Source organism: Pseudomonas edaphica (genome assembly GCF_965277385.1).
Classification (GTDB): domain Bacteria; phylum Pseudomonadota; class Gammaproteobacteria; order Pseudomonadales; family Pseudomonadaceae; genus Aquipseudomonas; species Aquipseudomonas edaphica.
Genome location: NZ_OZ255725.1, coordinates 3,780,252 through 3,807,000, shown reverse-complemented (window position 1 = coordinate 3,807,000; position 26,749 = coordinate 3,780,252). Strand labels below are relative to the sequence as shown.

Here is a 26,749-nt window from a genome sequence, read left to right as displayed (position 1 = left end):
TTGTAAGCTGCCTGAGCAAGGATTCTGCAATGCACGCCGCCAACCCCCGCAAAGGGTACATCCTGGGCCTGAGTGCCTATGTCATCTGGGGTCTTTTCCCACTTTATTTCAAAGCCATCGCCAGTGTTCCCGCCGCCGAAATCATCGTGCACCGCGTGTTGTGGTCGGCGCTGTTCGGCGGTTTGCTGTTGATGGTGTGGAAGCACCCCGGCTGGTTCCGTGAACTGCGCGACAACCCCAAGCGCCTGGCGATTCTGGCACTCAGCGGTTCGTTGATTGCGGCCAACTGGCTGACCTATGTGTGGTCGGTGAACAGCGGGCGCATGCTGGAAGCGAGCCTGGGTTACTACATCAACCCGTTGGTGAATGTGCTGCTGGGCATGCTGATTCTGGGCGAGCGCTTGCGCCGTCTGCAATGGATCGCCGTCGGGCTGGCGGCGGTGGGTGTCGCGCAGCAAGTGTGGCAAGTCGGCAGTTTGCCGTGGGTGTCGCTGGTGCTGGCGCTGACCTTCGGCTTTTACGGTTTGATCCGCAAACAGGCGCCGGTCAAGGCGCTGCCGGGGCTGGTGGTGGAAACCTGGATGCTGGTGCCGATCGCCGTCGCCTGGTTGTTGTTCAACCCATCGGCCCATAGTGCGCAGCTTGAATTTTGGAGCACCTCCGAAGCCTGGTGGCTGGTGGCCGCAGGCCCGGTTACGCTGATTCCGCTGGTGTGTTTTAACGCGGCCGCACGGCATTTGCCCTACACCGCACTGGGCTTTTTGCAATACGTGGCGCCGACGCTGGTGCTGTTGGAAGCGGTGCTGCTGTTCGGTGAACACCTGGCGACCAGCACGCTGATTGCTTTCGCATTTATCTGGGCGGGCCTGGTGGTTTACAGCCTGGATGCCTGGCTGACGGTGCGCAAACGCTGATCAAATAACGTACAAACCTCTGCAAGCCACAGTGCACGTGGCTTGCAGGCATTCACCCCAAGGTTATCCACACCCTGATCCCCGCCATTTGTGCACAAGCCATTGAAACTGCTCGTTTTTTGCTCAATCGACGAAGAAGCCCGGCCGGCATGGCCTGGCGCCGGGTCTCTACAGGTTATCCACAGGCCCATGCAAGATTTCCATGCATAACCTTGTGGACCGATTATTCCTCGTGGTGCAGTTCCACCATCAAATCATCGGCCAAGGTTTCCAGGGACAGCTGCAAGGTATCCAGGGACAACGCGGCCGGCACCTGCAACAACGCTTCGGCGCTAAACAAGGGATCACCGCTCATGGGCGCCGGACGCACATCCGTGCTCAGGCTCGCCAGGTTCACGCCTTGTTTGCTCAATAGCGCGGTGATTTCGCGCACGATGCCTGCGCGGTCATTGCCCACCAACGTCATCATGATCGATTTGGACGCCGAGGCCTGCCCGCTGCTGCCCTCGCCCACCAGCACACGAATGCCATGTGTGGATAAGTCCTCCAGCGCGCCGACCAGGGCTTGACGCTGTTCCGTCGGCACGCTGACCCGCAAAATCCCGGCAAACTGCCCGGCCATGTGCGCCATGCGGCTTTCCAGCCAGTTACCGCCGTGGGCGGCAATGTTCTGCGCAATGCGTTCAACCAGGCCGGGTTTGTCGGCGGCGATAATAGTGAGTACAAGATGGTCCATGGCGAAGCCCTCGGTGGGTTGATCATCGATTATAGGCACACACCCTGTGGGAGCGGGCTTGCCCGCGATGGGGGGCGTGTCAGTTACACATCCGTGGGCGATGTATTGCTTTCGCGGGCAAGCCCGCTCCCACACAAAGCCAATTCCTACAGAAGCGGTCAAAAACAAATCGTGTACCATTTTTATATTTATCTGGAACAATCCAATAGTTTTTTGAGAACATCCGATTCTCCGCTGTGACCGTACGACCAAAATGAGTCGCCAAACGACGTATTTAGTCTAATTTTCACAACCGCAAGTCATCATGTAGTATGCCCAACCGTGCACTACATAATGAAAATCTGAAACAGCGCATAAGCTCCGCAGAGTGAGGCAAGCAATGACTGAACACGTTCAAGTCGGTGGCCTGCAGGTCGCCAAAGTCCTGTTCGACTTCGTGAACAACGAAGCCATTCCCGGCACCGGCATCACTGCCGACCAGTTCTGGGCCGGCGCCGACAAGGTCATCCACGACCTGGCACCGAAGAACAAAGCCCTACTCGCCAAACGCGATGATTTCCAGGCGCGGATCGACACCTGGCACCAGACCCACGCAGGCAAAGCCCACGACCCGGTGGCGTACAAAGCCTTCCTGCAAGATATCGGATACCTGCTGCCAGAAGCTGCAGATTTCCAGGCCTCGACCCAAAATGTCGATGACGAAATTGCCCGCATGGCCGGCCCGCAGCTGGTGGTGCCGGTCATGAATGCCCGCTTCGCCCTCAACGCCTCCAATGCACGCTGGGGCTCGCTGTACGACGCGCTGTATGGCACCGATGCCATCAGCGAAGCCGACGGCGCCGAGAAGGGCAAGGGTTACAACAAAGTGCGTGGCGACAAGGTAATTGCCTTCGCCCGTGCTTTCCTCGACGAAGCCGCGCCGCTCACCGCCGGCAGCCACGTCGACTCCACCGGTTACAAGATGGTGGATGGCAAGCTCATCGTCAGCCTCAAGGGCGGCAGCAACAGTGGCCTGCGCGACGACGCACAACTGATCGGTTTCCAGGGCCCTGCGGCCGAGCCGATTGCGATCCTGCTCAAACACAACGGCCTGCACTTCGAAATCCAGATCGACGCCAGCACCCCGGTCGGCCAGACCGACGCCGCCGGCGTCAAAGACGTGCTGATGGAAGCCGCGCTGACCACCATCATGGACTGCGAAGACTCCGTCGCCGCCGTCGATGCCGATGACAAAGTGGTGATCTACCGCAACTGGCTCGGCCTGATGAAAGGCGACCTGGCCGAAGAAGTGGCCAAGGGCGGCAAGACCTTCACCCGCACCATGAACGCCGACCGCGTCTACACCGGCGTGGATGGCCAGGACGTGACCCTGCACGGCCGTTCGCTGCTGTTTGTGCGTAACGTTGGCCACTTGATGACCATCGACGCGATCCTGGATAAAGACGGCAACGAAGTACCGGAAGGCATCCTCGATGGCCTGCTCACCAGCCTGGCAGCGATCCACAGCCTCAATGGCAACAGCAGCCGCAAGAACAGCCGCACCGGTTCCGTGTACATCGTTAAACCGAAGATGCACGGCCCCGAAGAAGCCGCGTTCACCAATGAGCTGTTTGGCCGCATCGAAGACGTGCTGAACTTGCCACGCAACACCCTCAAAGTCGGGATCATGGACGAGGAGCGCCGCACCACGGTCAACCTCAAGGCCTGCATCAAGGCGGCCAGCGAGCGCGTGGTGTTTATCAACACCGGCTTCCTCGACCGCACCGGCGATGAAATCCACACCTCCATGGAAGCGGGCGCGATGGTGCGCAAAGCCGCCATGAAGGCCGAAAAATGGATCGGTGCCTACGAAAACTGGAACGTCGATATCGGCTTGAGCACCGGCCTGCAAGGTCGTGCACAGATCGGTAAAGGCATGTGGGCCATGCCCGACCTGATGGCGGCGATGCTCGAACAGAAAATCGCTCACCCACTGGCCGGCGCCAACACCGCCTGGGTGCCATCGCCAACGGCGGCTGCGCTGCATGCGCTGCACTACCACAAGGTTGATGTGTTCGCCCGCCAGGCCGAACTGGCCAAGCGCGAGCGCGCTTCGGTAGACGATATCCTGACCATTCCTCTGGCCAGCAACACCGATTGGTCTGACGAAGAAATCCGCAACGAACTGGATAACAACGCCCAGGGCATCCTCGGCTATGTGGTCCGTTGGATCGACCAGGGCGTCGGCTGCTCGAAAGTGCCGGACATCAACGATGTGGGCCTGATGGAAGACCGCGCCACCCTGCGCATTTCCAGCCAGCACATCGCCAACTGGCTGCGCCACGGTATCGTCAACGAAGCCCAAGTGATGGAAAGCCTCAAGCGCATGGCGCCGGTGGTGGACCGTCAGAATGCCGGTGACGCGTTGTATCGCCCGCTGGCACCGGATTTCGACAGCAACATCGCGTTCCAGGCGGCGGTGGAGTTGGTGATTGAAGGGACTAAGCAGCCGAATGGGTATACGGAGCCGGTGTTGCATCGCAGACGTCGGGAGTTTAAGTCGAAAAACAATATTTAACTAAGTAGCCCGCCTGACCTCAAGGTCAGGCGGGCTAAATCACACACGCAATTAACCAATTATAATTTAAATTCGTTATAGCCTGTGCCTTTGATACTGAACGTCCGAGAATCAATTTCAAATGTCCCATCGACTTCTACATCCTGCCTGTCCCCGTCTTTCGAGGTGACAACCTTGACAGTGCCAAAAACGTCGTAGGGTGTGCCGTCACGCAGATAAGTCAAGTACCCAGCATTCGATTTATCATACTTAAAGTTATAGGTACCGTCCTTCTGTACTGACTCCGGATAAACAATGGAGAAACTTGTTTTTCTTCCTTGTTCAGGGCCATTAGCGATAAAACTTTGGTAATCGACCAGCACGCCTTCCGCAGTGAACTCCCACTGCGCCGCACCATTTCGCGTAATTTTGAACGTTGCCGCGCCAGTAGAGTTTTGGTTAGCCATAGAGAACTCCTTATTTAGCATTGATTGAAGTTAAAACTCATCAATCCAAGTAAACAGAACCTCTCTGGGCATGACTACTGTTAAAGTTGACAGGTATGACAACAGACCGACCAGCGGTAATTACTGCGCCATCCCCAATTCCCGCTTGACCATCTTCGCCAACTTCACGCTATCAATCGGTTTGAGCAAAAAATCCACCACGCTCAAATGCATCGCATCAATCACATCCGGCGCTTCCGCGTCCCCGGACATGATGATGATCGGCAACGCCGCACGGGTTGAATCGCGCACCTTGCGAATCAATTGCAGGCCGTTGCTGGGCGCCATGCGCAAATCGGTGATCAACAAACCGATGGAGCTGCTGGACTTCAACAAATCCCACGCTGTCTCGCCACTGTCAGCGGTCATGCAGCGAATGCCGTCCAGACCCAGGATTTCTGCCAGCAGTTCACGTGCGTCCTTGTCGTCGTCGACAATTAACACCCGTTGTGGCGGCAGATCGGGCTCCAGCATTACGGCGCTCAGCGCCTCGCGCTCGGCATCACTCAAAATATCGTGGTCGGACATACGTTTCTCAGCAGTTCTATTCAATCTCCCAGCACACTCGTCAGACATCTGCGGAAGGGCGAACAATGTGCACTTCGTCGGAAAGTTTGCCTAGTGGGCGTTCTACGGGGTTTGGACGATAGTCATGTAAGGTTTTTCCCTAGTCGTGAATGGTTTTGCCCAGACCTAGACTTACGTCCAATGGGCACCCGCCGCGCGGGAGTCGACCATGCAGGACGATAACGACAAAAAAACTGCGGTCACTGTTATGAGTAAAGCTGATGCTTTCACGCACGCGGGAAAAACCGCCGTGTTGCAGAACATCCACGGCACCCTGCAATTCCTGCAACGCTTCCCACCGTTCAACCAGATGGAAAACGCCCACCTGGCGTTCTTGGTCGAACAGTGCCAGCTGCGTTTCTACGGCCCCGGCGACAGCATTCTCAAACCGTCCGGCGGGCCGGTGGAGCACTTCTATATCGTCAAGCAGGGCCGCGTAGTCGGCGAGCGGCCGGACTCGACGCAAGCCACCTTCGAGATCACTACCGGCGAGTGCTTCCCTCTTGCCGCGTTGCTGGGTGAGCGTGCGACACGCACCGAGCACAAAGCCGCCGAAGACACCTTCTGCCTGCAACTGAACAAGCCGGCGTTTATCAAGCTGTTCGCCCTTTCCAGCCCGTTTCGCGATTTTGCCCTGCGCGGAGTCAGCAGCCTGTTGGATCAGGTCAACCAGCAGGTGCAGCAAAAGGCCGTGGAAACCCTGGGCACCCAGTATTCGCTGAACACCCGCCTGGGTGAATTGGCCATGCGCCACCCGGTCACCTGCAGCCCGACCACGCCGCTGCGCGAGGCAGTGACACTGATGCATGAGCAACAAGTGGGCAGCATCGTGATCGTCGACGAGCACAAGGCGCCGCTGGGGATTTTCACCTTGCGCGACCTGCGCCAGGTGGTCGCCGATGGCACCGGCGATTTCAATCAAGCCATCGCCGGCCATATGACCCAGGCACCGTTCTTTTTAAGCCCGGACCACAGCGCGTTCGACGCGGCCATCGCCATGACCGAGCGGCATATCGCCCACGTGTGCCTGGTGAAAGACCAGCGCCTGTGTGGCGTGGTGTCCGAGCGCGACCTGTTTTCCCTGCAACGGGTCGACCTGGTGCACCTGGCCCGCACCATCCGCAACGCGCCCCGGGTGGAAAACCTGGTGGTGATTCGCGGCGAGATCGGCCAACTGGTGGAACGCATGCTGGCCCATGGTGCGTCGTCCACCCAGATCACCCACATCATTACCCTGCTCAACGACCACACCGTGTGCCGGGTGATCGAACTGACCCTGGCCGACAAAGGCGACCCTGGCGTGCCCTTCAGCTGGCTGTGTTTCGGCAGCGAAGGGCGCCGCGAACAAACGCTGTTTACCGACCAGGACAACGGCATCCTGTTCGAGGCCACGGACGCCGCCGAAGCCGCCGAGATCCGCGGCCGCCTGCTGCCCCTGGCGCAGCAGATCAACCAAAGCCTGGCGTTGTGCGGCTTCAGCCTGTGCAAGGGCAATATCATGGCCGGCAACCCCGAGCTGTGCCTGTCACGGGCCGAATGGGCGCGGCGCTTTGGTGCCTTTATCCGCGAAGCCACGCCGGAAAACCTGCTCGGGTCGAGCATCTATTTCGATATGCGCGTGGTGTGGGGTGACGAGCGCGGTTGCGAGCAACTGCGCCAGGGCATTCTGGATCAGGTGGCCGATAACCGCTTATTCCAACGCATGCTGGCCGAGAACGCCTTGCGCCAACGCCCGCCGGTCGGGCGTTTCCGCGACTTTGTGCTGACGCGCAAAGGCGCCGAAAAGGCCACGCTCGACCTCAAGGTGCAGGGCCTTACGCCCTTTGTCGATGGCGCGCGCCTGTTGGCCCTGGCCAACGGTATCCACGCCAACAATACCTTGGAGCGCCTGCGCCAACTGGTGGTCAAGGAGGTCATCGAACCGCTGGATGGCGCCGCCTACGAGGAGGCGTATCACTTTATCCAGCAAACCCGCATGCAGCAGCATCAGCTGCAAACCCGCGAGAACCTGCCGTATTCCAACCGTGTCGACCCCGACAGCCTCAACCACCTGGACCGGCGCATCCTGCGTGAATCCCTGCGCCAGGCCCAACGCCTGCAAAGCAGCCTGACGCTGCGGTATCAGCTGTGAGCCTGTTCAGTTGGCTGCGCAAGAACAAGCCCGGGCTCGACGCGGCTCAGCAGCAGCGACTGGCACAATTGCCCAAGCCCGCATTGCTGGGCGATGGGTCGTTACGCAGCCAACGCTGGGTGGTGGTCGACCTGGAAACCAGCGGCCTGAACCTCAACCGCGACCAAGTGCTGTCCATCGGCGCGGTGGTGATCGAGGATGGCGCGGTGGATTTTTCGCAGATGTTCGAACGCACCCTGCAACAGCCCAACACCAAGCTCAGCCCCAGCGTGCTGATCCATGGCCTCGGCCCCAGTGCAATTGCCGCCGGCAGCGACCCAGCGCAAGCCTTGCTGGATTTTATGGCCTTTGTCGGCGACAGCCCGTTGCTGGCGTTCCATGCGCCGTTCGACCAACACATGCTGTGCCGGGCGCTTAAGAGCAGCCTGGGCTATCGGCTGGCCCATCCGTTCCTCGATGTAGCCGACATCGCCCCGCTGTTGTGCCCCGACGCGAATATTCGCGAGGCCGGGCTCGACGACTGGATCAACCACTTCAAGTTGCACGTGGGCGAACGCCACCACGCCAGCGCCGATGCGCTGGCCACGGCAGAGCTGATGCTCATCCTGTTCAGCCGTGCGCGCCAACAGGGAATCGACAGCCCACAGGTGCTGCAAGAGCGCTTGAGCCAATGGACACGTCGCAAACAAGCGCCCTCTTTCTAGGGGACGCTGAGCGTCCCAGGAGGCATTACCACGCAGAGCGTGGGAACGATCGCCCGACAGACGCCAATTGCGCCCACTCCCTGCCTCTGACACAATCGCGAATAATTCTCGTTAGTTTAAACCCCTTGTTTATTCGGTGATGCCTTGTCGTCGGTCCAAACCCCACACAGTGAGCTTGTTGGCGCGTTGTATCGCGACCATCGTGGCTGGCTGTTGGCGTGGCTGCGACGCAATGTGGCCTGCCCGAGCCGCGCCGAAGACTTGAGCCAGGACACCTTCATACGCCTGCTGGGCCGGGACGAGCTGCGCGAACCGCGCGAGCCACGTGCGTTCCTGGTGGCCATCGCCAAAGGCTTGCTGTTCGACTACTTCCGCCGCGCGGCGCTGGAGCAGGCGTACCTCAGCGAGCTGATGCTGATCCCGGAAAGCGAACACCCCTCGCCCGAAGCACAGCAACTGATCCTCGAAGACCTCAAGGCCATCGACCGCCTGCTCGGCAAGCTGTCGAGCAAGGCCCGCGCTGCCTTCCTCTATAACCGCCTCGACGGCCTGGGCCACGCCGAAATCGCCCAGCGCCTGGGTGTGTCGGTGCCACGTGTGCGCCAGTACCTGGCCCAGGGCATTCGCCAGTGCTACATCGCACTGTATGGCGAGCCGCTGTGACAGGCTCCAAACCGGTCACCGCCCGTGTGCTGGATGCGGCGATTGCCTGGCAACTGTCGCTGGGCTCAGGCGACGGCAGCCTGGTTGCACAGGAAGAGTTCGCCAAATGGCTGGCCAGTGATGAAGAACACGCACGCGCCTGGCGTCAGCTGGGCATGCTCGACCAGCGTTTCAGCGTAGCTTCTGGCCCGGCGCGGGCGGCGCTGTTGCAGTCACGCCAAGGCATTCGCCAGCGCGTGCGCAAGTTGGGCGGCGGTTTGGCCAGCATCGCGCTGGTGATCGGCCTGGCGCTGTTTACCGGTGAGCGTTACGTGCCGATCCACTATTGGCTGGCCGACCAGCGCACAGCTACCGGCGAGCAACGCACGCTTAAGCTGGCCGACGGCACGCTGATCAACCTCAACACCCACAGCGCCATTGACGTGCGCTTCGATGAAAAACGCCGGCTGATCGTGTTGCAGGAAGGCGAAATCCTGGTCGAAACCGGCCACAACGATGCCCGACCGTTCTACGTGCAAACCCGCGACGGCAGCCTGCGCGCCCTGGGCACGCGGTTTATCGTCAGGCGCGAAGACGACGCCACGCGCCTGAGCGTGCTGCAGTCTGCCGTGGCCGCCCAGCCTGAGGCGCTGCATCAGGAGCAGATTTTCAAGCAAGGCCAACAAGTGCTGATGCGCAGCGACGGCCTCGGCCCTGCGCGGGTGGTCGAACCCGCCGCAGACGCCTGGACACGCGGCATGCTGGTGGTCGACAACGCGCGCCTGGGCGATGTGGTTGCCGAACTGAGTCGTTACCGCACCGGCTACCTGGGCGTGGATAAAGCCGTGGCCGACCTGCGCATCACCGGCAGCTTCCCGCTGCACGACACCACCCTGGCGCTGAATGCCCTGCTGCCGACCTTGCCGGTGCAGATCGAGCAGCACACGCCGTGGTGGGTGACCGTGAAGGCTAAGCCTTAGGTTTTTCAGTGCCTGGCCGATCGCCTTCGCAGGCAAGCCAGCTCCCACCTTTGGAATTGTGAACACCGTTAAAGGTGGGAGCTGGCTTGCCTGCGATGAGGCCCTCAAAGCCACCTCAGAAAAATATTTTCACCCAGCCCTATCACTTTCTGATTCTCATCCGGCACCTAGGCAATTGAGAAATATTTTCATTCAGGAGCCGCCCCATGTCCCGCACGCTAGACACCTTGTTGCGCCCCAGCCTGTTAGCCATGGCCATTGCCCTCAGCGCCCCGCTGACGAGCACCGCGCTGATCGCCGCCGAACAGGCTAGCAACGTGCGCGCCTACAACCTGCCGGCTGCGCCATTGGCGAGCACCCTGAACCAGATCGCCAGCCAGTCGGGCCTGGCCCTGACGCTGAACCCTTCGCTGGCAGCGGGCAAGACCTCAGCACCGGTCAAAGGCCAATTCGATGCCCAGGCCGCGTTGCGCGAGGCGTTGCGTGGCACCGGGTTGCAATTGGAGCAAAGCAGTGCCGGGACGTTTACGCTGGTGCCTGTCCCGGAAGGTGTCGTGGCGTTGCCAGAGACCAGCATCATTGCCCAGGGCAGCGATGAAAGCGCCTGGGGGCCAGTCGACGGCTACCTGGCCAAGCGCACCGCCGCTGGCACCAAGACCGACACCGCGCTGGTCGAAGCGCCGCGCTCGATCTCCGTCGCCACCCGCGAGCAGATGCAGGACCGCAACGTCCAGAACCTGGATGACGCGGTTAAATACATGCCCGGCATCGTGTCCGCCAGCTACGGCAGCGACACCCGCTATGACTGGATGCGCGTGCGCGGCTTCGAACCCACGCAATTCCTCGACGGACTGCCACTGCCACGCGGCGTGTACGCCAACCCCAAAGCCGAAACCTGGAACCTCGACCGCCTCGCCCTGCTGCGTGGCCCGGCCTCGTCGGTCTACGGCCAAACGCCGCCGGGCGGCCTGCTGGACATGGTCAGCCGCCGTCCCAGCGCAGAACAAAGCAGCGCCATCCAGGTGCAATACGGCAGTGACAACTACCGCCAGATCAACTTCGCCAGCACCGGCAAGATCGATGATGAAGGGCAGTTTCTGTATGGCATCAGCGGCGTGGTGCGCGATGCCGGCACTCAAGTCGATCATATCGACAACAAGCGCTACAACATCGCGCCGAGCCTGACCTGGAATATCGACCCGGATACCAAGCTGACTTTCCTGTCGCAGTTCACCCGCGACGATACCGGTGCCACCAGCCAGTTTTTGCCGATTGTTGGCACCAAAATCGACTCTCCACTGGGCAAAGTCTCCCACCACAAAAACCTGGGCGACCCGGATTACGAGTACTACGACCGCACCTACTACGCGTTGGGCTATGCCTTCGAGCATCGTTTCAACGATACCTGGCAGTTCAAGCAGAATCTGCGCTACACCAAGTCGGAGTTGTCATTCCAGCAATTGACAGTCGGCGCCTATGCCTACTATCCGGTTGACGCTGCCGGCAATATCGACCGCACCTCCACCAACGTTGACGAGAACATTGGCCAATTCGCGGTCGACAACAACTTCCAGGCCGACTTCGCTACCGGTGACGTCACCCACACCTTGCTGCTGGGCCTGGACCACCAGCGCACCGATACCTCATACCTGTCGATCTACGATAGCGCGGGGCGCGTGAACATCTTCAACCCTGTCAACACCACGCCGGTCGTGCGTCCGGCCCGCTCCACCGCGTACTACGACTACAACCAGAAAACCGTGCAGACCGGCCTCTATGCACAAGACCAGATGGCTTTGGACAAATGGCGCCTGACCGTGGGCGGGCGTGAGGACTGGGTGCATCAAGGCACAACCTACTTCAATAAGAACGATGCGACCAATACCGACCGTAGCAAGAACTTCAGTGGCAATGCAGCACTGAGCTATGTGTTCGACTCAGGCTTTGTGCCCTACCTGTCCTACGCCGAGTCATTCCAACCAGCCAGCAACGCCAGCGTCGACCCACTCCAGTCGTACAAGCCCACCGAAGGCAAGCAATGGGAACTGGGTATCAAATACCAACCGCCCGGCTCCAACACCTTGCTGAGTGCGGCAGTGTATGACCTGACCCAGAAAAACGTGCTCGTCACCAGCACCGGCGCAGGCGGCCAGTCGGTCACCGACCAGACCGGCGAAGTCAAAGTCAAAGGCCTGGAGCTGGAAGCGGTGTCTGACGTGACCGAAAACCTTAAGGTGATCGCCGCGTACACCCTGGCCAAATCCGAAGTGCAAAAAGGCAACTTCGAAGGCAACCGCCTGCAGTTGATGCCCAACCAGCAAGCCTCGCTGTGGACTGACTACACCTGGCACAACGGCGTGCTCGATGGTTTTGGCATTGGCTTTGGCGCCCGCTACACCGGCAACACCTACGGTGACCAAGGCAACACGTGGCTGGGCAAGGCCAACGCCTACACCGTGTTCGACGGCGCCGTGCATTACGACCTTGGCCGGCTTGATAACAGCCTCAAAGGCGCCTCGGTGAAACTCAACGCTACCAACCTGTTCAACAAGGACTACATCTCCACGTGTGACGGGTCCTACTGCTACTTCGGCGACCAACGTAGCGTCGTCGCCAGCGCCACCTATCAGTGGTAATCGGCTGACTTAACAACCGGGCCGCCCCTGTGGGCGGCTTCGGTGTGTCTGAAGGCTAGAAAATGAAAAGCAAAACCATCCGCCGCTGGTCCTTCATCCACACCTGGACCTGCCTGATCTGCACGGTATTCCTGCTGCTGCTCGCCCTCACCGGCCTGCCGTTGGTGTTTCACCACGAGATCGACCACCTGCTGGGCAACGAGCCGGAACTGGCACAGATGCCCGCCGACACGCCGCAGCTGAACCTTGAGCAGTTGGTGGCCAAAGCCCAGGCTCATCGCCCCGGCGAGGCCATGCAGTACCTGGCGTGGGACGAAGACGACAAAAACGGTGTGATCGCGATCATGGCTGCCACGGCCGGCACCGAGCCCAACTCGTCCCACACCTTCATGCTGGATGCGCGCACCGGTGAGGCCGTGGAAACCCCGGCGGCCAATGGCGGGTTGACCCTGTTCCTGCTGCGCTTGCACGTGGATATGTTCGCCGGGCTGCCAGGCAAGTTGCTGCTGGCGTTCATGGGCATTCTGTTTGTGGTGGCAATTGTCTCGGGTACGGTGCTGTACCTGCCGTTTATGCGCCGGTTGAAGTTCGCCACCGTGCGTAAAGACAAATCCACCCGTCTGCGCTGGCTCGACCTGCACAACCTGATCGGCGTGGTCACGCTGACCTGGGCGCTGGTGGTGGGTGTCACCGGCGTGATCAGCGCCTGCGCCGATTTGATCATCGCCGCCTGGCGCCAGGACAGCCTCAGCGCCATGATCGAGCCGTACAAAAACGCGCCGCCGCTGACCCAACGCGCACCGGCCACCGAACTGCTGAGCATCGCCGCCAAGTCCGCGCCCGGCATGGAGCCGGACTTTATCGCCTTCCCCGGTACGCGCTTTTCCAGCGAACACCACTACGCGGTGTTCATGAAGGGCAGCACGCATCTGACCTCACACCTGCTCACGCCGGTGCTGATCGACGCCAGCACCCTGGCCGTCACCGCCATCGCCGAACGGCCGTGGTACATGGACGCCATGGGCATGTCCCAGCCGCTGCACTTTGGCGACTATGGCGGCATGCCGATGAAGATCCTCTGGGCGGTGCTGGATGTGCTGACCATCATCGTGTTGGGCAGCGGTGTTTACCTGTGGATTGTGCGGCGTAAGGCGGCCAAGTCATGAAGCCGCGCCAATCGAGTTTCTGGAAGGTATTCGGCATTCCGCTGGGGATTGGCCTGCTCAGCGCTGCCGGGTTGTTTGCGGCGCTGTTGGGTGACGGGCTGTGGGATTCGTTGAGTTGGGTGGGGTTGGGTATTCCGGCGGCAATTGGGGCTTGGGCCTTGCTTAAGCGGCGTGGCTGAAGGCCTCATCGCAGGCAAGCCAGCTCCCACAGGTTGATGTGTGTAAGCAGTCAAGTGTGGGAGCTGGCTTGTCGAGTCGTCGCACCGCTGCGATAGGGCCTTCAAAAACAACCACAATCCTACTAGGCTAGCCCTGCCATTTCCGAGGAATGCCCATGTCCGCGCCCAGCATGACCTTGTTTCACAACCCCGCTTCACCCTTTGTTCGCAAAGTCCGCGTGCTGCTGCTAGAGACCGGCCAGCAAGGTCGTGTGACCCTGCATGGCTGCATGCCGACGCCGGTCAACCCCGATGCACAGGTGGTGCAGGACAACCCCGTGGGCAAGATCCCGGCCCTGCGCCTGGCCGATGGCTCGGTGCTGCACGACAGCCGGGTGATCCTCGATTACTTCGACCACCAGCACGTCGGCAACCCGCTGATCCCGCGTGACGGCTCGGCCCGCTGGCGCCGCCTCACCCTCGCCTCGATGGCCGACGGCATCATGGATGCTGCCGTGCTGGTGCGTTACGAGACCGCCATGCGCCCGGTAGAAAAACACTGGGACCAATGGCTGGAGGGCCAGCGCAACAAGATCCACCGCGCCCTCGCCGAGCTGGAAGCCGATGCAATTGCCGAACTGGCCAGCCACTTCGACATCGCCGCCATCAGCGTGGCCTGTGCCCTGGGTTACCTGGATTTTCGCCACCCCGACCTGCAATGGCGCGCCAGCAACCCCAAGCTCGCCGACTGGTATGCCGAGGTCAGCCAACGGCCTTCGATGCTGGAGACTCAGCCACCGCTCTAACGGGGTGAAATACGCTCCCTTGTGGCGAGCGGGCTTGCCCCGCGTTGGGCCGCGAAGCGGCCCCAGTCAAGCAAAACGCGGTGTACCAGAAACGCCCCTGTGGCAGGTTATGGGGCTGCTGCGCAGCCCAGCGCGGGGCAAGCCCGCTCGCCACACAAAGCCCATTTGCCGCATAAAATAACGCATTGATTTTTCCGACCAATTGCGCGCACACCTGCTGATCTTCACGCAACCCAATCATTGCGCCACCTCCCGACCTTTGCGCTTGCCCACGCCATACCAATCCAGTTTGCGCGTCAGCACCATCACCGTACCCAGCAGCCCGAACAGCAGCAGCGAGCCCATCAGCAGCGCGTAATCTTCAGCGCTCAGCAGCCCGTACAACAAGCCATACAACGCCGCCAACCCCGCCGAAAAGCCCAGGCCATGCACAACACTGCGCAGCACATGGCACACATAAAAGCCGATCAACAATACACAGGCACTCGCCGAGATCAGGTAGGCCAACGCAAAGCCCAGGTGTTCGGACAACGACAACAGCAGCAGGTAAAAGAACGCCAACGCGAAGCCCACCAACGCGTACTGAATCGGGTGTACCGCGAGGTTCTTCAGTACTTCGAAGAGGAAGAAACCGGCAAACGTCAGGGCGATAAACAGCAGCGCGTATTTGATCGCGCGGTCGCTCTTGAGGTACTGGTCCACCGGGTCGATGAAGTTCACGCCAAAGCTGCGGTTGGTGAAGTCTTCGCAGCCCTGGCGGTCCAGGCAGGTTTGCAGGGCTTGTTCGAGGTTGGTGGAGAAAAACGAAGTCTGCCAATTGGCGCTGAAGCCCTTGTCAGTGACCTCTCGCTGCGCCGGCAGGAAGTTGCCGATAAAACTGGGGTGCGGCCAGTTGGACGCGAGTGACACCTGGCTGGTCTTGCCCACCGGCACCACTTGCAACTGTTCGGTGCCCTGCAGGCGCAGGTCAAAAGCGAAGTCCACCACGCTCGGTTGTTTGCTGTCCTGCGCGGGCAGCGTCACATGCACGCCCTCGCCCAACCAGTCCACTTGCGAGCCTGGCGAGAACGCCAGGCGCTGGCTGCCCAGCTCAAGCTTCAGGGCGTTTTCGATGCCACGAATATCGCTGATACCCACCGCCAGAAACGCAGGCTCGAAACGGTAATCGGCAAAGTTTTCTGTAATGCCCAACTGCGCTGGCAACTCGAAACGCCCACTGATGCGGTTGTCTGCATGGAACAGTCGCGCCTGGTAGATGCCACGCGAGCGCAGTTCGGTTTGCACCTTGCCGTCGAGTTCAAAGCGGTCCGGCAAAAAATACAGACGGCCGCGCTCTTCACGGGTTTCCTCGTAGCGTTTGTTGAGCTTTTCATTGAGTTTCCACTCGCGCACGGTCTTGCGATACGGCACCACCATGACCGGGCCGGTAATGCGTTGGCTGTAGCTGGAGCTGCGGGCGATGTCCATCAATACGCCGTCGCGCAGTTGCTGGCGGTCGCTGATGATGCCGTTGATCATCAGCAGTGGAATCAGCAACAGCAGCATCAGCAGCGCAATGGCGCCAAGTTTGAACAGCAGGCTTCGGTTCATGGGGCTCTCCCTGTTTTGATGGGCAGAGCGTGAACCGCGCCTGTGGGAGATTTATGTGGGCACTGTGGAGACTGTGTGGAGATGCAGCACCACCTGCACGCCGCCTGGCACATTGCCGATCTGCAATGCGCCGCCGTGCAGCTTCATCACTTCTTCGACAAAATTGAGGCCCAGGCCGGTGCTTTTGCGCCCGCTGATCGGGCGCGGCAACGAGTAGAAACGCTCGCTCAAGCGCGGCAAAGCGTAGTCGGGAATCGGCGCAGCCTGATTGAACAGGCTGACCTGCACGTCGTTATGCTGCGCCTGTGCGCTGAATCGCAAGGTGCCGCCGGGCGGTGTGAAGTCCAAGGCGTTATCGAGCAGGTTGCCCAGCGCCTGGCGCAACAGGAAAGGCTCACCGAACACCTTCACATCCGCCGCTATCGTCTGTTCGACCTGCAGGCCGGCGCCTTCGATTCGTGCACATTGCGCCTTGAGTACCTCGTCGACCAAGGCCGCCAACGGCATGCGGGTCTGCTCTTCCAAACCCTGGCGCTGCTCCACCTGGGCCAGGTTGAGCAGCCGCTCGATCAACTGCTGCAAGCGCGCGCTTTCGCTGTCGATATTGCCGATAAAACGCTGCTGCTGCTCGCGGCTCATATCGCCCTGCAACAATTCCGCCGCGCCGCGAATGGCGGCCAGCGGGCTTTTCAATTCGTGGGTCAGGGTGTGCACGTAATGCTCGACGTAGGCCTTGCCTTCCAGCTGCGTGCGCATGTGCTCCACAGCGGTGGACAGCTGTTTGAGTTCGCCGCCACGGTAATGCGGCAACTCGGCCCGGCGCCCTTCGCTCACCGCCTGCGCATACGCCGTGAGCCGATGCAGCGCCACACTCAGCCACCACGACAGCAATGCGCCCAACAGCAGGCCCAAAACCACCAACCCGGCGCCGTACCAGAGCAAGCGGTTCTCGGTGCGATCCACATAAGGCTGCAACGAGCTGTTGGGCTTGGCCACCGTTACCACGCCGATGATTTGCCCGTTGTCGCGGATCGGCGCGCCCACGTGCATCACCGACGAAGTGGGATCGTCCAGCTCGCTGCGGGTGGAACGGGCGCCGTACTCACCCCGCAAGGTGAGGTACACGTCGTTCCACCGTGAATAGTCCTGCCCCACCGCTTCGCCCGTGGAATCGAGCAGCACGATGCCGTTGGCGTCGGTCACGTAGATGCGGTGGTTAACCTGGTTTTTCGGCAGGCCCCAGATGGTCGCGCCGGGCTGGCGATTGCCGTAGGCCTTGAGCAACTCAGGCCAGTGGCTTTGGCCGAGGGTGCCATTTTTTACGTCAAGACGCAGGATTTCAGCCAGCAGGTTGGCCGTGTCCACCAAGGTTTCTTCGGTGGACTGGCGCACGCCGGGGCGGATTTCCTTCATCACGGTGTTGAGCACAAAGTAACCGGTGAGGCCGATAAACAGCGCATACACCAGGAAGATCCGCAGCCCCAGGCGCATCAGCTGTGGCTCGGGCTGTAGCTGTAGCCGAGGCCGCGATGGGTCTGGATCGGCTCGGCATCCGCCGCAATGCTCCGCAGTTTGCTGCGCAGGCTTTTGATATGGCTGTCGATATTGCGCTCGTAGCCGGCATCGGCCGGCACGCCCACCGCGTCGAGCAATTGCTCGCGGCTGAACACCCGCTCGGGCTGCTCCAGCAAGCTTTGCAGCAGGCGAAATTCATGCCGCGTAAGGCCCAAAGCCTGGCCGCGATAACTGATCTGCATGCGCTCCAGGTCGACCTGAAACACGGCCGGCGCGGCACCTGGGCTGACGCGTTTGAGAATCGCCCGAACCCGCGCCGCCACTTCCCGTGGGCTGAACGGCTTGACCACATAATCGTCGGCGCCGATCTCCAGGCCCACCACCCGGTCAATCTCGCCGTCGCGCGCACTGAGGAACATCACCGGCACTTCACTGAAGCGGCGCAGCTGTTTGCACGTCTCAAAGCCGCTGATATCCGGCAAACCGATGTCGAGGATGATCAGATCGGCAGGCGTCTGGCGTTGATGGGCCAACGCCTCCTGGCCAAGGCTCAGCCAGGTGGTGGTAAAACCCTCGCCTTGCAGGGCAAAGATCAGCGTGTCGGCTATCGCCGCTTCGTCTTCGACAATCAGGATGTGCGGCATGGGTTCAATCAGCAGTCCGGTTTGTCGGCAGTGTAGCGACGGGCCGGGTTTACCGCCGCGCCGAAGTCACGCAGGGCCTTGGCGCCGATCAGCAACGGGTAGTTGAAGCTGCTGCGGTCGGTGAGGTTGACCTCCACGGTGCGCTTGACGTTGCCCAGGCACATTTCCAGGTCAATGACCGGGCGCTTGGCCACAGTGGCTTCGTCCTTGTCATCGTCCTCGTCGGCGCGGCTTTTGATTTTGCTGATGCGCGAGACTTTGTGCTCATAGACCTTGTCGCTGGCGTCCTTGCCGCCGAGGCGGAAGCGCACCCAGTCGTCGCCATCGCGCTGGAAGGTTTCGATGTTGCGGGCCGACAGCGAGGCCGTCAGCGCGCCGGTGTCCATCTTGGCCTTGAAGGTTTGGCCGATCTCCGGCAGTTGGATGTATTCGTAGCGACCGTAGAGGGTCGGTTCGGCCGCCATGACGGGCACGGCAGCCAGGGCGAGCAAGGCAAGGAGCAGTTTCACGAAGTGATTTCCTTGGAAAGAAGTAGGCTGATTCTAGACCGCAAAAGCGTTGTTTAGTTAGATCGTTCCCACGCTCTGCGTGGGAATGCAGCTCTGGATGCTCCGCGTCAGCTCACATTCGTGCAGCAATTTGCGATTTGGCCTCTAGACTCAGCTTGCTTATCATGGCCCGCCCACCCGATTCCAAGAGTTACTTATGCGCCGCCTGCTCACCGGCTGTTTTGTCACACTGCTGTTATTGCTCAACACCCTGGTGCTGTTCGGCCCGTTGATGGTGTTTGCCCTGCTCAAGCTGGTAGCGCCCGGCCGCTTTCGCGACTACGCGTCGTGGGCGGTGATGTGGATCGCCGAGACCTGGGCCGAGATCGACAAACTGATTTTCGCCCTGTGCATCCCCACCCAATGGGACATTCGTGGCGGCGACGAACTGCGCGGCGATACGTCTTACCTGGTGATCAGCAATCACCAATCCTGGGTCGATATTCCCGCACTGATCCAGGCGCTCAACCGGCGTACGCCGTTCTTCAAATTCTTCCTGAAAAAAGAGCTGATCTGGGTGCCCTTCCTCGGCCTGGCCTGGTGGGCGCTGGATTACCCGTTCATGAAGCGCTACACCAAGGCCTTTCTGGCCAAACACCCGGAACTGGCGGGCCAGGATTTGAAGATCACCAAGCAGGCGTGCGAGCTGTTCAAGCGCCAACCGGTGACGGTGGTCAATTATCTGGAGGGCACACGGTTCAGCGAGGCCAAGCGCAAGCAGCAGGATTCGCCATTTGCCCGCTTACTCAAGCCCAAGGCGGGTGGCGTGGCGTTTGTGCTGGCGGCCATGGGTGAGCAATTGGACGCGGTCCTCGACGTGACGGTGGTCTACCCGCAGCAGAAGATCCCGGGGTTCTGGGACTTGATCTGCGGCACAGTGCCCAAGGTGATCATTGATATCCGCACCCGTGAGCTGGACCCGGCATTGTGGCAAGGGGATTACGAGAATGACCCGGCGTTTCGCCAGACCGTCCAGAACTGGGTGAACCAGCTCTGGATGGAGAAGGATGCGCGCATCGCACAACTGCGCGCAGAGTCGCTTTAGCTGCCAGTACCCCAGGCCGAGGCCAGCTTGCCCAGCACCGATTCGCTGGCGCCCTGGCCGCCCAGGTACTTGAGGATCACCGGGGCAAATTGGCTGACCATGCCGCTGTCCATGCCCAACGCGCTGAAGGCGGTGTTCAGGTCGTTGGTGCTCTTCACGTTACCCAACAACCCGTCAAGGCCGCTGGTCTTGCTGCCGCCGCTCTGGCCGAGCATCCCGCTCAACGCGCCGAGGCTGCCCAGGGAGTTGCTGCCCGAGAGTTGATCCAGGCCCGGCACACTCTTGCCCAGTTGCGAGTAGTCGGTACCGCTCAGTTTGTTCTTGGCCAGGCCCAGCATGGCGCCGGTACCGCCCACGGCTTGTTCGGGGGTGATGTTCAGTTGCGAGGTCAAGGCGCTCAGCAGGCCGGCGGTCTCAGAGCTAGGCGCCGCAGCCGCCGCCTTGTTGTTGCTGCCCTGGGCACCGGAGACGGCATTGGCCACGTCACCGAGGCTGAAACCTGCGGCAAACACCGGGCTGGCGGCCACGGTCAACAGGCAGGACAGGGCAAAACCGCGTGAAATCTTCATCAAGACAACCTCTGAATGTAGGAGCTAAAAGCAGGCGTTTGACTGACAGTCCCGAAGGAATGTTCCCACCTGCAGATTAGTTCAGAAAAATCTGCATCCAAATGTTCCCCGCGCGCGTATATCCCACAAGCGCCGCCCGGAGTCGGATGGAATGAATGCTCAAGCTGGACTACCCTCTGCCTACCGTGCGCAGTCCCGTCGCCCTCGAACGAGAGCCTGGAGAAGCCCTATTTCCATTCATGATGCTGACCCGTTGCAGCCCTTGCTGGCCCAATGTGCCCTGGGCAACCGACAGGCGTTCGAGACCCTTTACCGCAGTGTTTCGCCACGGCTGCACGGTGTCGCGTTTCGTTTCATGGGGCGCGCAGACCTGGCCGAAGAAGTGCTGCAGGAGGCCTTTGTGCGTATCTGGTACAACGCTTCGCGCTACGAGGCCCATTTGGCCGCGCCGATGACCTGGATGGTCAACATCACCCGCAACTTGGCCATCGACCAATTGCGCAAACACCGCGAACAGCCATTAGCTGAGGGCCAGCAAGACGCCATGCTCGACGACAGCCCCAGCGCCTACGAACAGCTCGACAGTGAGCGCGAAGCCCGCGCCCTCAACCGCTGCCTCGACACCCTCGACGGCATGCAACGCCAATCGATTACCGTGGCTTACTTCCAGGGCCTGTCGTGCTCGGAACTGGCCGACCACTTGGCGGCGCCCCTGGGCTCGGTCAAATCCTGGATTCGCCGCGGCATGGAGCGCCTGCGCAGGTGCCTTGAATCATGAACTACCAAACCACCACCCTGCGCCGCGCCCTCGCTGCCGATTACGCCATCGGGCTGATGCCCGCCACTGCCCGTCGGCGCTTTGAAAACCTGCTGCTGGACGATGCCGCGCTGCGCGTCGAACTCGGCCATTGGCAGGATGCCCTCGCCAGCCTGACTGGCGCCGTGCCCGAGCGGCCGGTGCCGGATCATGTGTGGGCAGGCATCAAGGCACGCATTGAGCCGCAAGTGCTGCACGTGCCGGCGAAGAAACCGTTCTGGATGAGTTTTCGCCTGCTGGCCGCTGCCTGTGCGATCGTCGTGGCGGTGTTGGTGGGCGTGCTGTATCAGCGGGACATCGGCGCCGAATACAACGCCACGTTGGTCGCGGCCAACCAGCAGCCGGCGTTGCAGGTCCAGGCGTTTGGCGATCACCTGCAAGTGGAGCCGCTGACGTTGGCGGCTGTAGAGCCGACGCGTGCCCTGGAACTGTGGGTCATTGCGGCCGGTGGCAAACCCGTCTCCCTGGGCCTGGTGCCGAGCTCGGGTAAAGGCCGAATCCAGCTGAGCAAGGAACAGCAGGCGCTGTTGACTGCACCCGCGACCCTCGCCGTCAGCCTGGAGCCACAAGGCGGCTCACCCACCGGACAACCCACCGGCCCCGTGCTGTACCAAGGCGCCCTGGCCACTCGCTGACACAACTCAATCAATGTGGGAGCTCGCTTGCCTGCGATGGCGGTGGCTCAGCCAAGGATAAGTTGACTGGCCCGCCGCCATCGCAGGCAAGCCAGCTCCCACATTTGAGCTTCATTGGCCGAGCGACTTGCTCCCGGCGGAGGATGGCGCTTATAGTTCGGCGGTCGTCCATATGGCGACACGGGTTTGGCGACTCGGGTGAATGGTGCAAAAGCTTCTGCTTTTTTGCAGGTTCTTTTGCGTCCGCAATAGCTGCTTTCATGGTGGCTGTGCGCGGGAGACCTTCGGGTCTGCCGGTTCCATTCCCGGTTCGCCAACCTGCGTACAGCTGCCACCCATTCGTTTGGCGACGAATAAGTGTGTAGCCCACTTCTACTTGAATGGGTTTTAAAACATGAACCGATACATGCCGCTCACCGGCCACGACGCCACCACGCCCTCCCTGCTCATCGACACCCAAGTGCCGCTCGACGTGCTCCACGACGCCGCCGTCTACCGCATCCGCGCCGTCACCCAAGTCATGGAAAACCTGGCGTTTCGCGAAGGCCTGAACACCGACAACCTCGTGCTCCAAGACTTTGCCCTGCTCTGCGCCATTCCGTTGCGTGATGGCTGTGATTTGCTGGATGTGATCAGCCGGCGCTTGCAGGCTTAAACACCCGATGCAAAGAAGGGCAGCGCCCTGTTGCCCTTTCCTACACGTGAAGCAACCTTTAACTCGGAACCCAACCATCGCTACAGCTCACCCAAGGCTACCCCTATCGGGTATCCCTACTCAGGAGCTGTAACCACCATGATCGGATTGGTCCCCATCTTCACTGTTTTCAACACGCCGCAATCACCGGCGCCGGCCGCCGACATTGGCCAGTGTCCCGCCACTGCCGATATCAACTCCACACCCTACACAGACCCCGACCTCCCTGCGCCGTATGGCGAAGGTTATCAATACACCGCGCCTGCCAACGGCAAGACATGGACCGGGCAAACCGCCGGTACCAACGATGACTATCTGGCCCCGGAGTACGAACTCAAACCGCAGGAAATCAATGAGCGCAACGGTAAAACTCACTGCGACTACGGCGGCAAGCGGGTGATAAAAAACGGCGAAGTGGCCGACCCGTACCTGCGACTTACAAAGCTCAAATGAATCAAACATGTCAGCGTCTGCCGGGACTTGCGTAGTCCCTTTCTGAAACGTCAAAAACGCCCCTGCACGCGTCTTACCTCGCCTGTAGCGCCTTCTTATAGTCGTGCGCCTCAGTCACTTGGAGGTGCACGCTATGCAGGGACCCTACGCATTTATTAATGAACGACCGCAGCCTTATCCGCTGCTTAAACTCGACCTTTCACTCAACCCTCACATTCAAACCAAGTTCGACATCCTCAACCAACACATTCGCAACGTCGTGGTATTGCCAGGGCAGTTGGTGATCATTCCCGATGCGCGTACCGCGGCTTGCACGACGGAAGAAGCCCAACTGATGCGCTCGGCGCAGAACATCAAACAGGCGTTGTTCGCACACTCCGCGACGGATCAATTCCTGATCAAAAACTACGATCAATTGCAGGCCATCATGGCCCATGCGTCCCTGGGCATTGGCAGTGCCAGTAGCGCCTGGAGCAAACATCTGGCGCAAGTCGAGGCCACCCTCAAGGAAGTCGATGAGCTGCATAGGCAGTACCTGAGGAAGGGCACCGCGAGTGCGAGGAATGACTTTCTGGTTAAACGCAGGGCGTTGTTTGCGAGGCTCGATACCCAACTCTCGGGGATGGCGCGCTTTGGTACGGGGTTGAAGAGTGAAGGTTCAATCAAGAAAATGCTGGGAATTTCCACTAAGAGCTATTGGCATCATGGAGAGATTCGCAAGTACGAGGAGACCGTCAAGCGTGTAGCCAAGGCCTCCCAGCTATTGAAGAAAGGTACTTACATTGGCATCGCGCTGGATGTAGGGGCGGCAGCGCTGGAAATAACGGAGACATGCTCCACTGGGCGTGAACAGGAGTGCACGAAAGCGAAATATGTTGACGGCGCCAAACTGGTGGGTGCCATGGGTGGCTCATATTGGGGGGGTAAAGCAGGGGCAGCTATCGGGATTGGCTCCTGCATGATTGTTTTTGGTATACCGACGGCAGGCGCCGGAGCCTTGGCATGTGCCATCATCGGTGGTGCCGCAGGCGGGCTTGCCGGGGGCGCGCTGGGGAGCGGGCTAGCCGAAGACGCAGGCAACTTTATCTATAAGACTGTGAGTAATTAAATGTTCTGGGGCTACCTTGGTATGGGCTCACTCCTCTTGATGTTTCTCAGTTTTCCACTCACCTTTTGCGCCATGTACACAAGGCTCGACGCAGCAGAAAGTTACCTGCAGTACAGCAGCTTTATCGTCGGATGCAGGCACACGTTTCGGAATACTCATTTTGAAGGAAGGCCTCAACGCGTATTTTCCATGGGCCTTGTCATCCTTATCCCAAAAGTGGTTCAGTGGCGAGGGATGGTGCTTGTTGAGGACGTTGAAAAAATCCCCCTGCACCTCAAGTGCTGGATGGTCGTACCGACACTCGTTACCTACCTATCCTTTGCCGGTATGTTTATCAGCTGGTTATTTATCACAGACTGATTCGCGATAAAAAAAGGGCGACCCCAGGGTCGCCCTTATCTATCGCCTTACGCCGCGCTAAACATCTTATGCGGATCAATCACAAACTTCTTCGGCACACCCGCATCAAACTCGCCATACCCACGTGGCGCGTCATCCAGGCTGATCACCTGCACGCCGACGATTTCCGCAATGTTGATGCGATCCCACATGATCGCCTGCATCAGTGCGCGGTTGTACTTCATCACCGGCGTTTGCCCGGTGTGGAAGCTGTGGGATTTGGCCCAGCCCAGCCCAAAGCGAATGCTCAGGCTGCCCATTTTCGCGGCAGCGTCCACAGCACCTGGGTCTTCGGTGACGTACAGGCCAGGGATACCGATTTTGCCCGCCACACGCACCACGCCCATCAGCGAGTTGAGCACGGTGGCCGGCGCTTCGGCCTTGGCGCCTTCATGGCCGTGGCCACGGGCTTCGAAGCCTACGGCGTCTACCGCGCAATCCACTTCCGGCTCGCCCAGCAAGGCGGCGATTTGTTCGTGCAGTGGGGTGTCTTTGGACAGGTCGGCAATTTCAAAACCCTGGGCCTTGGCGTGCGCCAGGCGGATCGGGTTGACGTCGCCGATGATCACTACCGCTGCGCCGAGCAGGCGGGCGGAGGCGGCAGCGGCCAGGCCAACAGGGCCGGCGCCTGCGATGTAGACGGTGCTGCCTGGGCCAACGCCGGCCGTGACGGCGCCGTGGTAGCCGGTCGGCAGGATGTCGGAGAGGCAGGTCAGGTCACGGATTTTCTCCATGGCCTTGTCGCGGTCCGGCAGTTTCAGCAGGTTGAAGTCGGCATACGGCACCAGCACGTATTCGGCCTGGCCGCCGGTCCAGTCGCCCATGTCGACGTAGCCGTAGGCGCCACCGGCACGGGCCGGGTTGACGGTGAGGCACACGCCGGTGTGCTGCTCTTTGCACGAGCGGCAGCGGCCGCACGCCACGTTGAATGGCACCGACACCAGGTCACCGATCTTCAGGTTCTCGACGTCGCTGCCCTTCTCGATCACTTCGCCGGTGATTTCATGCCCCAGTACCAGGCCGGTCTGGGCAGTGGTGCGGCCGCGCACCATGTGTTGGTCGGAGCCGCAGATGTTGGTGGAGACCACGCGCAGGATGACGCCGTGCTCAATCTTCCTGCCACGGGGGTCCTGCATTTTGGGATAGTCGATTTTCTGTACTTCGACCTTGCCGTTGCCGAGATACACGACACCACGATTACCAGACATGCTTTCACCTCGCTGTTGTTTTTATGGAACCGCGTCGCCCAGGCAGGCGGCGCGTTTAAGTGCTCGGGTACAGATGCTGTTTCCTTGTGTTGTTGCTGATGGCCTCATCGCAGGCAAGCCAGCTCCCACATTCAAAGGTATTCACACATCAAATGTGGGAGCGGGCTTGCCCGCGATAGCAATCTAAAGAACGACAGTTCGATTGGCGTTCAAAAACACCCGCCGCTCAATGTGATACCCCACTGCACGCGCCAACGTCAGCCCTTCAATATCACGCCCCTTGGCAATCAAGTCCTCGGGATAGTGGCTGTGATCCACCACCTCCACGCCCTGGGCGATGATCGGGCCTTCATCCAAATCGTTGTTGATGTAATGCGCCGTGGCGCCCACCAGTTTCACGCCCTTGTTGTAGGCCTGGTGATACGGCTTGGCGCCTTTGAAACCGGGCAGCAACGAGTGGTGAATGTTGATGGCCTTGCCATCGAGCTTGCGGCACAGCTCCGGCGACAGCACTTGCATATAGCGCGCAAGAATCACCAGTTCGGCGCCGGTCTCTTCAATCACTTGCCACACCTGACGCTCCTGGGACGGTTTGTCGTTGGGGTCGAGGGGGAAATGGTAGTAGGGAATCTGGTGCCAGTCGGCCAAAGGTTTTAAATCAGGGTGGTTGGACACCACCGCGACCACGTCCATCGACAGTTGGCCGATGCGTTGGCGGTAGAGCAAATCGTTCAGGCAGTGATCGGCCTTGGACACCATGATCACCACTTTTGGCCGGTAGTTCGGCGCCGTCAGCTCGAAGATCATGCCAAAGGCTTCACCGCGCGTAGCCAAGCCATCGCGGAAGGCTTGCTCGTCAAAACCCTCGGGTTGACGAAATTCCACGCGGATAAAAAACCGGCCCGAGAGACGGTCATCGAACGAATGGTGCTCGGTGACGTAGCAGCCCTGCTCAAACAGGTAGCGGGTGACCGCGTCCACCGTGCCGAGCACGCTTGGGCAGTCGGCGGTCAAAATCCATGTGTCGGGTGCGCGGCTCATG

At 60.4% G+C, this 26,749-nt stretch carries 26 protein-coding genes; 16 read left to right on the top strand and 10 right to left on the bottom strand.

Going from position 1 to position 26,749, the window contains the following annotated elements; all coding sequences use genetic code 11:
• Positions 1 to 29 precede the first annotated feature (29 nt).
• On the top strand, positions 30 to 914 hold the full coding sequence (gene rarD, locus ACQY47_RS17195; RefSeq protein WP_017138019.1) for an EamA family transporter RarD: 885 nt from the start codon (positions 30 to 32) through the stop codon (positions 912 to 914).
• Between the two features lie 223 nt (positions 915 to 1,137).
• On the opposite strand, the gene ACQY47_RS17190 is transcribed toward rarD, so the two are convergent.
• The gene (locus tag ACQY47_RS17190) at positions 1,138 to 1,650 is read right to left on the bottom strand and encodes a glycine cleavage system protein R (protein WP_017138018.1); all 513 of its coding nucleotides are present in this window, start codon (positions 1,648 to 1,650) and stop codon (positions 1,138 to 1,140) included.
• Between the two features lie 379 nt (positions 1,651 to 2,029).
• On the opposite strand from ACQY47_RS17190, the gene ACQY47_RS17185 reads away from it, so the two are divergent.
• A complete protein-coding gene (locus ACQY47_RS17185; RefSeq protein ID WP_428550521.1) occupies positions 2,030 to 4,207 on the top strand; it encodes a malate synthase G in 2,178 nt (725 codons plus the stop codon).
• A gap of 59 nt (positions 4,208 to 4,266) precedes the next feature.
• Here the strand turns inward: ACQY47_RS17185 and ACQY47_RS17180 are convergent, their stop codons facing one another.
• Together ACQY47_RS17180 and ACQY47_RS17175 are read right to left on the bottom strand one after the other, a co-directional pair.
• A complete protein-coding gene (locus ACQY47_RS17180; RefSeq protein WP_428550518.1) occupies positions 4,267 to 4,653 on the bottom strand; it encodes a hypothetical protein in 387 nt (128 codons plus the stop codon).
• A 120-nt stretch (positions 4,654 to 4,773) separates the two neighbouring features.
• On the bottom strand, positions 4,774 to 5,220 hold the full coding sequence (locus ACQY47_RS17175; RefSeq protein WP_428550515.1) for a response regulator: 447 nt from the start codon (positions 5,218 to 5,220) through the stop codon (positions 4,774 to 4,776).
• A gap of 247 nt (positions 5,221 to 5,467) precedes the next feature.
• On the opposite strand from ACQY47_RS17175, the gene ACQY47_RS17170 reads away from it, so the two are divergent.
• The 8 genes from ACQY47_RS17170 (at position 5,468) to ACQY47_RS17135 (ending at position 14,482) form a co-directional block, all read left to right on the top strand.
• Entirely contained in the window at positions 5,468 to 7,390 is a 1,923-nt protein-coding gene (locus tag ACQY47_RS17170; protein WP_428550512.1) for a putative nucleotidyltransferase substrate binding domain-containing protein, read from the top strand.
• Positions 7,387 to 8,094 (top strand): 3'-5' exonuclease, encoded by a 708-nt coding sequence (locus ACQY47_RS17165; protein ID WP_099550399.1) that lies wholly within the window; start codon positions 7,387 to 7,389, stop codon positions 8,092 to 8,094. The genes ACQY47_RS17170 and ACQY47_RS17165 overlap by 4 nt, the downstream gene beginning before the upstream one ends.
• Before the next feature lie 144 nt (positions 8,095 to 8,238).
• A complete protein-coding gene (locus ACQY47_RS17160) occupies positions 8,239 to 8,757 on the top strand; it encodes an RNA polymerase sigma factor (RefSeq protein ID WP_017138011.1) in 519 nt (172 codons plus the stop codon).
• Positions 8,754 to 9,716, top strand: coding sequence for a FecR domain-containing protein (locus tag ACQY47_RS17155; protein ID WP_428550508.1), 963 nt, complete (start codon positions 8,754 to 8,756; stop codon positions 9,714 to 9,716). Before ACQY47_RS17160 ends, ACQY47_RS17155 begins: the two co-directional genes overlap by 4 nt.
• 206 nt (positions 9,717 to 9,922) lie before the next feature.
• The gene (locus tag ACQY47_RS17150) at positions 9,923 to 12,352 is read left to right on the top strand and encodes a TonB-dependent siderophore receptor (RefSeq protein ID WP_428550505.1); all 2,430 of its coding nucleotides are present in this window, start codon (positions 9,923 to 9,925) and stop codon (positions 12,350 to 12,352) included.
• Between the two features lie 62 nt (positions 12,353 to 12,414).
• Positions 12,415 to 13,518: a PepSY-associated TM helix domain-containing protein gene (locus ACQY47_RS17145; RefSeq protein WP_428550502.1), complete on the top strand. Its 1,104-nt coding sequence runs from the start codon at positions 12,415 to 12,417 to the stop codon at positions 13,516 to 13,518.
• Positions 13,515 to 13,697 carry a hypothetical protein gene (locus ACQY47_RS17140; RefSeq protein WP_170036884.1) on the top strand — a complete coding sequence of 61 codons (183 nt, stop codon included), beginning with the start codon at positions 13,515 to 13,517 and terminating at the stop codon, positions 13,695 to 13,697. Before ACQY47_RS17145 ends, ACQY47_RS17140 begins: the two co-directional genes overlap by 4 nt.
• Before the next feature lie 155 nt (positions 13,698 to 13,852).
• Entirely contained in the window at positions 13,853 to 14,482 is a 630-nt protein-coding gene (locus ACQY47_RS17135; RefSeq protein ID WP_428550499.1) for a glutathione S-transferase family protein, read from the top strand.
• Between the two features lie 237 nt (positions 14,483 to 14,719).
• Here the strand turns inward: ACQY47_RS17135 and creD are convergent, their stop codons facing one another.
• From creD to ACQY47_RS17115, 4 genes are read right to left on the bottom strand one after another with little or no spacing between them, the layout of a single operon-like run.
• On the bottom strand, positions 14,720 to 16,072 hold the full coding sequence (creD, locus tag ACQY47_RS17130; protein WP_099550394.1) for a cell envelope integrity protein CreD: 1,353 nt from the start codon (positions 16,070 to 16,072) through the stop codon (positions 14,720 to 14,722).
• 51 nt (positions 16,073 to 16,123) lie between these two features.
• A complete protein-coding gene (gene creC, locus ACQY47_RS17125; RefSeq protein WP_428550495.1) occupies positions 16,124 to 17,563 on the bottom strand; it encodes a two-component system sensor histidine kinase CreC in 1,440 nt (479 codons plus the stop codon).
• Positions 17,563 to 18,231 (bottom strand): two-component system response regulator CreB, encoded by a 669-nt coding sequence (creB, locus tag ACQY47_RS17120; RefSeq protein ID WP_428550492.1) that lies wholly within the window; start codon positions 18,229 to 18,231, stop codon positions 17,563 to 17,565. The genes creC and creB overlap by 1 nt, the downstream gene beginning before the upstream one ends.
• Positions 18,232 to 18,239: 8 nt before the next feature.
• Positions 18,240 to 18,740 (bottom strand): ATP-dependent zinc protease family protein, encoded by a 501-nt coding sequence (locus tag ACQY47_RS17115; protein WP_428550489.1) that lies wholly within the window; start codon positions 18,738 to 18,740, stop codon positions 18,240 to 18,242.
• A 196-nt stretch (positions 18,741 to 18,936) separates the two neighbouring features.
• Here ACQY47_RS17115 and ACQY47_RS17110 point away from each other — a divergent pair, with 196 nt between their 5' ends.
• A complete protein-coding gene (locus tag ACQY47_RS17110; protein WP_017138001.1) occupies positions 18,937 to 19,824 on the top strand; it encodes an acyltransferase in 888 nt (295 codons plus the stop codon).
• Here the strand turns inward: ACQY47_RS17110 and ACQY47_RS17105 are convergent.
• Positions 19,821 to 20,393, bottom strand: coding sequence for a DUF2780 domain-containing protein (locus tag ACQY47_RS17105; protein WP_017138000.1), 573 nt, complete (start codon positions 20,391 to 20,393; stop codon positions 19,821 to 19,823). The genes ACQY47_RS17110 and ACQY47_RS17105 overlap by 4 nt on opposite strands.
• Positions 20,394 to 20,544: 151 nt before the next feature.
• Between ACQY47_RS17105 and ACQY47_RS17100 the strand changes: the two genes are divergently transcribed.
• The 5 genes from ACQY47_RS17100 (at position 20,545) to ACQY47_RS17080 (ending at position 24,100) form a co-directional block, all read left to right on the top strand.
• Complete coding sequence (locus tag ACQY47_RS17100) at positions 20,545 to 21,171, top strand: sigma-70 family RNA polymerase sigma factor (RefSeq protein ID WP_017137999.1); 627 nt, start codon at positions 20,545 to 20,547, stop codon at positions 21,169 to 21,171.
• On the top strand, positions 21,168 to 21,845 hold the full coding sequence (locus ACQY47_RS17095) for an anti-sigma factor (RefSeq protein ID WP_428550484.1): 678 nt from the start codon (positions 21,168 to 21,170) through the stop codon (positions 21,843 to 21,845). The genes ACQY47_RS17100 and ACQY47_RS17095 overlap by 4 nt, the downstream gene beginning before the upstream one ends.
• A gap of 394 nt (positions 21,846 to 22,239) precedes the next feature.
• Complete coding sequence (locus tag ACQY47_RS17090; RefSeq protein WP_017137997.1) at positions 22,240 to 22,500, top strand: hypothetical protein; 261 nt, start codon at positions 22,240 to 22,242, stop codon at positions 22,498 to 22,500.
• 138 nt (positions 22,501 to 22,638) lie between these two features.
• Entirely contained in the window at positions 22,639 to 22,992 is a 354-nt protein-coding gene (locus ACQY47_RS17085) for a hypothetical protein (protein ID WP_017137996.1), read from the top strand.
• A gap of 133 nt (positions 22,993 to 23,125) precedes the next feature.
• Entirely contained in the window at positions 23,126 to 24,100 is a 975-nt protein-coding gene (locus tag ACQY47_RS17080; RefSeq protein ID WP_428550480.1) for a hypothetical protein, read from the top strand.
• Positions 24,101 to 24,507: 407 nt separating this feature from the next.
• Here the strand turns inward: ACQY47_RS17080 and fdhA are convergent, their stop codons facing one another.
• Both fdhA and purU read right to left on the bottom strand, forming a co-directional pair.
• Positions 24,508 to 25,707 (bottom strand): formaldehyde dehydrogenase, glutathione-independent, encoded by a 1,200-nt coding sequence (fdhA, locus tag ACQY47_RS17075; protein WP_017137993.1) that lies wholly within the window; start codon positions 25,705 to 25,707, stop codon positions 24,508 to 24,510.
• A 183-nt stretch (positions 25,708 to 25,890) separates the two neighbouring features.
• Positions 25,891 to 26,748 carry a formyltetrahydrofolate deformylase gene (gene purU / locus ACQY47_RS17070; RefSeq protein ID WP_056857793.1) on the bottom strand — a complete coding sequence of 286 codons (858 nt, stop codon included), beginning with the start codon at positions 26,746 to 26,748 and terminating at the stop codon, positions 25,891 to 25,893.
• Between the last annotated feature and the right edge of the window lies 1 nt (position 26,749).

Bases quoted from the DNA above. Each gene is read 5' to 3' on its own strand.
- rarD (WP_017138019.1), top strand. From the start codon at position 30: ATGCACGCCGCCAACCCCCGCAAAGGGTACATCCTGGGCCTGAGTGCC.
- ACQY47_RS17190 (WP_017138018.1), bottom strand. From the start codon at position 1,650: ATGGACCATCTTGTACTCACTATTATCGCCGCCGACAAACCCGGCCTG.
- ACQY47_RS17185 (WP_428550521.1), top strand. From the start codon at position 2,030: ATGACTGAACACGTTCAAGTCGGTGGCCTGCAGGTCGCCAAAGTCCTG.
- ACQY47_RS17180 (WP_428550518.1), bottom strand. From the start codon at position 4,653: ATGGCTAACCAAAACTCTACTGGCGCGGCAACGTTCAAAATTACGCGA.
- ACQY47_RS17175 (WP_428550515.1), bottom strand. From the start codon at position 5,220: ATGTCCGACCACGATATTTTGAGTGATGCCGAGCGCGAGGCGCTGAGC.
- ACQY47_RS17170 (WP_428550512.1), top strand. From the start codon at position 5,468: ATGAGTAAAGCTGATGCTTTCACGCACGCGGGAAAAACCGCCGTGTTG.
- ACQY47_RS17150 (WP_428550505.1), top strand. From the start codon at position 9,923: ATGTCCCGCACGCTAGACACCTTGTTGCGCCCCAGCCTGTTAGCCATG.
- ACQY47_RS17145 (WP_428550502.1), top strand. From the start codon at position 12,415: ATGAAAAGCAAAACCATCCGCCGCTGGTCCTTCATCCACACCTGGACC.
- ACQY47_RS17140 (WP_170036884.1), top strand. From the start codon at position 13,515: ATGAAGCCGCGCCAATCGAGTTTCTGGAAGGTATTCGGCATTCCGCTG.
- ACQY47_RS17135 (WP_428550499.1), top strand. From the start codon at position 13,853: ATGTCCGCGCCCAGCATGACCTTGTTTCACAACCCCGCTTCACCCTTT.
- creD (WP_099550394.1), bottom strand. From the start codon at position 16,072: ATGAACCGAAGCCTGCTGTTCAAACTTGGCGCCATTGCGCTGCTGATG.
- creC (WP_428550495.1), bottom strand. From the start codon at position 17,563: ATGCGCCTGGGGCTGCGGATCTTCCTGGTGTATGCGCTGTTTATCGGC.
- creB (WP_428550492.1), bottom strand. From the start codon at position 18,231: ATGCCGCACATCCTGATTGTCGAAGACGAAGCGGCGATAGCCGACACG.
- ACQY47_RS17110 (WP_017138001.1), top strand. From the start codon at position 18,937: ATGCGCCGCCTGCTCACCGGCTGTTTTGTCACACTGCTGTTATTGCTC.
- ACQY47_RS17105 (WP_017138000.1), bottom strand. From the start codon at position 20,393: ATGAAGATTTCACGCGGTTTTGCCCTGTCCTGCCTGTTGACCGTGGCC.
- ACQY47_RS17100 (WP_017137999.1), top strand. From the start codon at position 20,545: ATGAATGCTCAAGCTGGACTACCCTCTGCCTACCGTGCGCAGTCCCGT.
- ACQY47_RS17095 (WP_428550484.1), top strand. From the start codon at position 21,168: ATGAACTACCAAACCACCACCCTGCGCCGCGCCCTCGCTGCCGATTAC.
- ACQY47_RS17090 (WP_017137997.1), top strand. From the start codon at position 22,240: ATGAACCGATACATGCCGCTCACCGGCCACGACGCCACCACGCCCTCC.
- ACQY47_RS17085 (WP_017137996.1), top strand. From the start codon at position 22,639: ATGATCGGATTGGTCCCCATCTTCACTGTTTTCAACACGCCGCAATCA.
- ACQY47_RS17080 (WP_428550480.1), top strand. From the start codon at position 23,126: ATGCAGGGACCCTACGCATTTATTAATGAACGACCGCAGCCTTATCCG.
- fdhA (WP_017137993.1), bottom strand. From the start codon at position 25,707: ATGTCTGGTAATCGTGGTGTCGTGTATCTCGGCAACGGCAAGGTCGAA.
- purU (WP_056857793.1), bottom strand. From the start codon at position 26,748: ATGAGCCGCGCACCCGACACATGGATTTTGACCGCCGACTGCCCAAGC.